This window comes from Candidatus Cloacimonadota bacterium, from assembly GCA_020532355.1.
In the GTDB taxonomy this organism is placed as follows: Bacteria; Cloacimonadota; Cloacimonadia; order Cloacimonadales; family Cloacimonadaceae; genus UBA5456.
The window spans coordinates 1-5,956 of record JAJBBD010000101.1 but is presented as its reverse complement, the minus strand read 5'-3'; the positions used below and the strand labels follow the sequence as shown (position 1 = coordinate 5,956).

The 5,956-nt window shown below is 39.2% G+C and carries 6 protein-coding genes; 3 read left to right on the top strand and 3 right to left on the bottom strand.

Features of this window, described 5'->3' with window-relative positions; all coding sequences use genetic code 11:
* Positions 1-440 precede the first annotated feature (440 nt).
* The 3 genes from LHW48_03390 to guaA are packed head-to-tail and all read left to right on the top strand — an operon-like array spanning position 441 to position 3,623.
* A complete protein-coding gene (locus LHW48_03390; protein MCB5259503.1) occupies positions 441-1,436 on the top strand; it encodes a tRNA (5-methylaminomethyl-2-thiouridylate)-methyltransferase in 996 nt (331 codons plus the stop codon).
* A gap of 15 nt (positions 1,437-1,451) precedes the next feature.
* Complete coding sequence (locus LHW48_03385) at positions 1,452-2,075, top strand: MBL fold metallo-hydrolase (protein ID MCB5259502.1); 624 nt, start codon at positions 1,452-1,454, stop codon at positions 2,073-2,075.
* A 12-nt stretch (positions 2,076-2,087) separates the two neighbouring features.
* A complete protein-coding gene (guaA, locus tag LHW48_03380; protein MCB5259501.1) occupies positions 2,088-3,623 on the top strand; it encodes a glutamine-hydrolyzing GMP synthase in 1,536 nt (511 codons plus the stop codon).
* Positions 3,624-3,634: 11 nt separating this feature from the next.
* Here guaA and mnmA read toward each other — a convergent pair whose 3' ends face one another.
* The 3 genes from mnmA to LHW48_03365 form a co-directional block, all read right to left on the bottom strand.
* Positions 3,635-4,711: a tRNA 2-thiouridine(34) synthase MnmA gene (mnmA, locus tag LHW48_03375; protein MCB5259500.1), complete on the bottom strand. Its 1,077-nt coding sequence runs from the start codon at positions 4,709-4,711 to the stop codon at positions 3,635-3,637.
* Positions 4,708-5,682, bottom strand: a complete 975-nt coding sequence (locus tag LHW48_03370; protein MCB5259499.1) for a 2-hydroxyacyl-CoA dehydratase — start codon at positions 5,680-5,682, stop codon at positions 4,708-4,710. The genes mnmA and LHW48_03370 overlap by 4 nt, the downstream gene beginning before the upstream one ends.
* Positions 5,675-5,956: hypothetical protein (locus tag LHW48_03365; protein MCB5259498.1), on the bottom strand; the 282-nt coding region annotated here is incomplete at its 5' end. The genes LHW48_03365 and LHW48_03370, both read right to left, overlap by 8 nt.

Below are 5,956 nucleotides of genomic sequence, written 5' to 3'. Positions count from 1 at the left end.
AATGAGAAAAGCACAAGCCCATTAGAATTTTTCCTACAAGAATAATCTATTTGGCAATTCGGCGAAAGTTTAGATGTATTTATATTGTATTGAGAAGTTTGACTTTTAAAATGGGAGAGTTTAATGGGATGTCTCCGGAAGGATGTAGAAGGTTTTCTTTATGAAATGACCTGCGACCTTTATGGCAAGAGAATCTAACCATCTCAGCTTCCGCCTCCCAAAAATGAGAATGGCGCTTCATAGACTAACAATATAGTTGTGAAATAGCAATAAAACTATCGATTATTAAAACATAACTACGTAAACATTCCCTCGATTTGTAGATTTTGTTGTGCGGAATTGCAGATTTCACTTACTCTTTATAACTACAAGGGTGATGGAAAGGCGTAGCTAAGGCAAAAGCCTTGACAGATAGCCTAGCTATAAATGCTTAGTTTCAGATGATAAAGAAATTCAAGTCTCCTTATGCAGCAATTGCCTTATTCTCCGGTGGATTAGATAGCATTCTCGCCGTTAAATGGATGCAAAAAGCCGGATATCGGATTTATCCGCTTTGCTTTCTTACGCCTTATATGCCAATAGAAAGAGCAATTGAATCGGCTCGGGCAAATGATATAGATTTAGTGGTGAGGGATATATCGGTAGAACACTTGGAAATGATGCAAGAGCCTGGCACTATATTTGGCAAAAACATGAATCCTTGCATTGATTGTCATGCTCTAATGATTCGTATTGCCGGAAATATGTTGAAGGAACTGGATGCACATTATATTGTAACCGGAGAAGTTTTAGGACAAAGACCAATGAGCCAACGCAAGGATGCTATGAATAGAGTGGCAAAACTAAGCGGATACCGGGATCTGATTGTTAGGCCACTATCCCAAAAATTACTTAGAGATACTAAACCCATCATAGAGAACTGGATTGATCGCAATGATATGCTTGATTTTTCAGGGCGCGGTCGGTATCGACAGCTTGAATTAGCAAAAGAACTGCAAATATTAGAATATCCTGCTCCTGCCGGAGGATGTCTGCTTACCGATAAAAACTATTCGCTACGTCTTAAAGATCTTATGCAACATAATCAACTTGATACTCTAAATATGGCACTCCTTAAGTACGGTAGGCATTTTCGCATTGATGCCAAAACCAAGCTCATAATTGGAAGAGATGAAAACGAGAACGATAAACTGGAAGAACTGGGGGCAAAGATATATCTGAAGGCTAAAGAATATACCGGTCCCTTGGGTATTGTAAGCACAACAAAATTAGACGCCTCCATTCTGGATACAGTATTGGGAATATTTTGGTATTATCATCCCAAGGCACCCAAAAGCGGTACTGTAATTATGAATAATTATAAACAAATCTACGAATATGCTTGCCAAAAGATTGATTACGAATCTGCAAGAAAATTTAGAATATCATTCGATTAGGATAAGGTATTTGATATGATAAAAATTGAATCATTTATTCTGTTGCCCGTATATCAGACTAATACTTGGTTGTTGTGGGATGAAAATAGCTTAGATGGTATTTTGATTGATCCCTCTGCCCCATCGGTACAACTTGCCGATACAATCAGGGAAAAGCAACTTAAGATACATAGCATCGTTATAACCCATGGGCATGGAGACCACATTGGAGGCATAGCTTACTTCAAAAACATCTTTGAGTGTCCGGTTGCTATCCATGCCGATGATGCAATTATGTTGGCAGATAACAAAAAAAACCTCAGTGAGTATATGGGTACTCCCATACCCACTACAACAGCCGATATCTTACTGAAAGATGGCAATGTAATTAATATGGGTAAGCATAAGATTAGAGTTATTCATACACCTGGGCATACTAAAGGGGGCATATGTTTGTATATAAACAAATTTCTAATTTCCGGAGACACCCTCTTTGAAATGAGTATTGGGCGAACGGATTTCCCGGGCGGTAGCTATGAACAGATAAAACAATCAATTGTGCAAAAACTATTCGTTTTGCCAGATGATACAGTTGTTTTTCCCGGACACGGTCCGCGAACTTCTATCGGTTTAGAAAAACATAATAATCCCTTTGTATAAGGAAGACAACAGATGCATAACCTTGTTTTGATTTTGGATTTTGGTTCCCAGTATACTCAATTAATTGCGCGGAAGATTCGTGAGGCAGGCGTGTACTGCGAGATTCATGCCTTCAATATCGACAGTAAGAGAATTTGCGAAATGCGAGCTGATGCCCTAATCCTATCTGGTAGTCCATATTCTATAGACCAAGCGAATGCGCCGAAACCAGATGCCGATATATGGAATCTACCCATCCCAATTTTGGGCATTTGTTATGGAATGCAATTGGTGGCAAATCATCTGGGAGCAAGCATTGAGCCAGCTGCCAAACGTGAATATGGCAAAGCTCATCTTAAAGCACTTGTCCAGGATCCATTATTTGAGGGAGTATTAGATGATTCGCAGGTATGGATGAGTCATGCCGATAAAATTGAAGAATTATCCCCATACCTAGAAGCTCTTGCTTCAACCGAAAACTCCGATTATGCTGCAATAAAACACAAAACAAAACCAATTTATGCCTTGCAGTTTCACCCTGAGGTACATCACAGCCTTTGTGGAATACAGATTCTATCGAATTTTTTGTTCAATATTACTGGGTTAAAACCAAGTTGGAATGCCAGATCATTTGTAAATGATGCTATCACAAAAATTCGTACCTTAGTAAAGAATGATAGAGTTATACTTGGTTTGAGCGGAGGAGTAGATTCATCGGTAACAGCCGCTTTGATACACAAAGCAATTGGTGATAGGTTAATACCAATCTTTGTAGATACCGGACTTATGAGATATCAAGAAGCAGGCCGAGTAAAAGAAATGTTCCGTGTGTATCCTGATCTGAATATTGAATTTGTAGATGCGGCAGATTTGTTTATTACTAAGCTATCTGGCATTGTTGATCCAGAGCAAAAACGCAAAATAATTGGAGCTACCTTTATCGATGTTTTCGAGCAAGAAGCGACAAAATATCCAGATGCAAAATGGCTGGCACAAGGAACTCTATATCCGGATGTAATTGAAAGCGTATCGTTTATAGGGCCATCAGTTACCATTAAAAGTCATCACAATGTTGGGGGACTTCCTCAAAAAATGAAGCTAGGATTAGTAGAACCCTTACGTGAGCTTTTTAAGGATGAAGTGAGACAAGTTGGTGCAGAATTGAATCTACCATCAGAACTGGTTCAGCGCCATCCGTTCCCAGGACCCGGCTTGGCGGTGCGCATTTTAGGAGCTGTAAATCACCACAATATCCAATTATTACAGATTGCAGATGAAATCTTCATTGAAGAACTGATTAAGTGGAATCTGTATAACTGTACTTGGCAGGCATTCGCCGTATTACTACCCATTCAAAGTGTAGGTGTGATGGGAGATGAACGTACTTATGAACAGGTATGCGCCCTAAGGGCTGTTAATAGTGTGGATGGCATGACTGCTGAGGTTTCTAAGCTTCCGTTTGACTTTCTTACTCATGTGTCTAACCGGATATGTAACGAAGTGAAAGGTATATCTCGAGTTGTTTATGATATCAGCTCCAAACCGCCATCAACCATCGAATGGGAATAACTGGTATAGGATTACCGAATAAAACCAGCCCCCAATAACATGTCTCCCTCATAAAAAGCAATTACTTGACCAGGAGTAATAGATGCAACAGGCTCGCGAAACATTACCCTGTAAAGATCTTCCTTCTGCTTTTGAACACTACATAACTGAGGACTGTGAGCCAAACGTATCTTGGCTTTACACTCCAAAAAGCTTCTTGGCTCGGTTATTGATACCCAATTAAGACCTTCTACATACAATGAATCACAAAACAGATCGGATTCCTCTCCAATAACTATTTGGTTTTGCTCGTAATCGATGGCAATAACATATTGTGCTTTAGCAAAACCAGCTAAGCCAAGACCTTTTCTCTGACCAATTGTATAGTAGGGCAATCCGTTATGGTAGCCAAGCACTTTACCGTTTTTATCTACAAACTCGCCTTTAGAGTATGATTTCCCTGCAAATAAAGGACTATTATCTATGCTTTCTAAAAAATCTTGGCTTTCCTTCTTTTTTATTAGATAATCGTAGCCTCTTTCGCGGGCAAACTCCTTTAATTCTTCTTTATGATATTCACCTAAGGGAAACATACACAGTGCCAGTTGTTCTTGAGAAAGCATGCTAAGAAAATAAGATTGATCTTTACGAAGATCCTTTGCGCGAAGTAATTGCCATCGTTTGCTGTCTTCACAGTATTGCACGCGAGCATAATGACCTGTGGCAAAATGCTCAAAATTTATGCCTAAACCTTGAGTCTTTCTGATGAGTTCTCCAAACTTTACTCTTTGATTGCACACTACACAAGGATTTGGCGTTTTCCCCTTTATATATGTATCTGTATAATAGCTTAAAACATATTCTTTGAATTCGGTTTCCAGATGAATAAGATGGTGCTCTATGCCCAATGCCTTTGCACTTCTTTTGGCTGCCTCAATCGATTCAGGCTCAGATGGTCCGAAACAACCTCTTTTGTCTTTCGATGTAATCCCGCTAGATGAGCTCCACTTTGTCATGGTAACACCAATAACCTCATGCCCCTGTTCTTTAAGTATCAAGGCTGTCATTGTGCTATCAATTCCGCCACTCATACCTAGAGCTATTCTCATGAATGAACCTCAAAAAAGCTTTCCAAACGCAACAAAGTGCGAGAATCAAGTTCTTCTGGCATTTCACCTTCAAGATTTAGAAATGGTAAATCTATATGTTTCTTAATGAGAAGATTATCGATTTGAAGATGGCAAAAAGCTTGAGTGTAGCCTATAATGGCATCAATTTTTCTGAGCGCAATCTGCTCTTTAATATCTGCTAATCTGCCCAGAACACTATATGGATAAGTATAAACAAGATATTGCTCTACGATGTCTTCCTTAAGATGCGGCATAGAGAACTGACGTTGAACCTCGTTGTAAACAACATCGCCTCCTAATTGTAAAATCGTATCGTACATGTTTCTGAAAATGGGTGGCACACCTACGTATCCTAAACGAATCTGCGTAGATAAGGGCTCTTTCTGCTCTGCTAAATATAGATACTCATCCAACTCCTTTTCAAAGCGTACGGGATCACCCTGAAAATCTGATGAGTTTACCAACCAGAGATGATTATCTCTTCCAGAAACCTTTCGATCTTGATAGGTGAATTTGTCTAGCTTAATCAATTTGATTCGTATTGAATCTAGCCAAGCCTTAGCTTGCATACTCTGTTTACGAGTTACCCCTAAATGCTCTTCCAGTTTAGATATCTCGCGATTCAATGCTTTATACTTACGATCAAAAGGAAAAGAAAAACGCCAAATGGGTATGCCCTCTTCAGATATCATTTCTAATAAAGAATTCGAATTCGAACAATCTCCCTGCACAATTCCAATAACTTCATCAAGATTTGAATTGAGAGCTACAGAATAATTACCCTTTATCCACGAGCATAAGCTGCGGGGAAAACCTTTCAGTTCGGCATCATGAATATGTTTGGCAGAATCTTGCATCAAGAAGATGTTGTTAAGGTCTACGGGGATATGGCCAGCAGCATACAGTACTTCAACTGGTAATGTAGTTGTAAAACCAATTCTTCTATTCATCGCAAGCTAATTCCAAATACCTATCTTCCAAAGAAGAGATTTCTGCGACTAACTGATTGATAGAATCTTCCAAGCTTTGATTCTCTTCATTCAGATCTCTGACCCTGGCCGAATTTGTGTATGTTTCAGATTCTGCAAGTAGCTTGTGAATAACCTCCCTACGCTGATTTTGAATTATTAACTCTGTTTGTTTATCATCTATCTCGTTTTGGATTTGTTGTAAATGCCATGGGTTTATTTTCCGTTTGCGCTCACGAGAGCTTTCGGTTTGCTT